We start from the raw sequence: 1,497 nt of genomic DNA, 5'->3' as shown, positions 1-1,497 counted from the left end.
GAAGACGCCTTTCATGGGCCCATTATCCGGCCTGGGCCGGAGTGACAGGCCTGTTCAGGCGGGGGTGTCGAAGCCGGCGAACAGGTCGCGCGGCCGCAGGACACGGGCCGCCTCAGTGATGGAACCGGACAAGGAGGGATAGATCGAGAAGGTGTGCGCGATCTGGTCGACGGTCAGACCGTTCTCCACCGCGAGTGAAATTGAGAGGATCAGTTCACTTGCACGCGGAGCAACGATGACGCCACCCAGGACGCTGCCACTTCCGGGCCGGCAGAACAACTTCACGAAGCCATCCGCTATCCCCATCATCTTCGCTCGAGGATTGCGCATCAGTGGCACTGTGGTGACCTCGGCGGCGATCGCGCCGGAGTCCTTCATCCGCTGGGTCACCCCGACGGTGGCGATCTCGGGCTCGGTGAAGATGTTCGACGACACGGTGCCCAGGCGCAGCGGGGTCACCGCCTCGCCGAGGGCGTGCCACATCGCGATCCGGCCCTGCATCGCGGCGACGGACGCCAGCGGGAGCACGCCGGTGCAGTCGCCGGCCGCGTACACGCCGGGAACCGACGTCCGGGACATGCGGTCGACGACGACGTGGCCGCCGGAGCCGAGCCGGACGCCGACCTCGGTGAGACCGAGGCCCTTCGTCCGCGGCACCGAACCCACCGCCATCAGTGCGTGRCTGCCCGTCACCGTCCGGCCGTCGGTGAGCTCGACGAGGACGCCGTCACCGATCCGGCGCGCCGCGGCGGCCCGGGAGCGGTTGAGCACCTCGATGCCGCGGCGGACGAAGACGTCCTCGATCACCCGGGCCGCGTCCGGGTCCTCGCCGGGCAGCACCCGCTCGCGTGAGGAGACAAGTGTCACCTCGGCGCCGAGCGCCCGGTAGGCGCTGGCGAACTCGGCGCCGGTGACGCCGGAACCGACCACGACCAGGTGCTCGGGGATCTCCTTGAGGTCGTACAGGTGGCGCCAGGTGAGGATGCGTTCGCCGTCCGGCTCGCAGCCGGAGATCTCCCGCGGCGACGCCCCGGTGGCGACCAGGACGATGTCGCCGACGAACGTCTCGCCGTCGGACGTCTCGACCGCGTGCGGGCCGACCAGGCGTCCGGTGCCGTGCACCACCTCGACCCGCTCCCGCTCCAGGCGRCGCTCGATGTCGGCGGACTGGGCCCGGGCCAGCGCCCGCACCCGTTCGTTGACCTGCTCGGGGTCGACCGTGACCACGTCCGGTGGAGTGAGGTGGGGCAGGCCGGTCAGCTCCCAGCTGCCGACCTCGGCCGAGGGGTCGCCATGTGGGCGCACCCCCAGGGCCGGCGCCATCGCGAAGTTCGTCATCGTCTCCGATGTCGCGATGAGGGTCTTCGACGGCACGCAGTCGGTCAGGACGCACGCCCCGCCGATGCCGTCTGAGTCGATCACGGTCACGGTCGCGCCGAGGGACGCGGCGACCAGGGCCGCCTCGTAGCCGCCGGGTCCGCCGCCAAGGATGACGAT

At 70.8% G+C, this 1,497-nt stretch carries 1 protein-coding gene; it reads right to left on the bottom strand.

The window, feature by feature from the left end:
• Positions 1 to 54 precede the first annotated feature (54 nt).
• The coding region (locus tag BBK14_RS14055) for an NAD(P)H-quinone dehydrogenase (protein WP_071062686.1) at positions 55 to 1,497 on the bottom strand (1,443 nt) is incomplete at its 5' end.

The sequence above is a fragment of the Parafrankia soli genome (genome assembly GCF_001854695.1).
GTDB lineage: Bacteria > Actinomycetota > Actinomycetes > Frankiales > Frankiaceae > Parafrankia > Parafrankia soli.
This window is presented reverse-complemented; position numbering and strand designations above follow the sequence as displayed.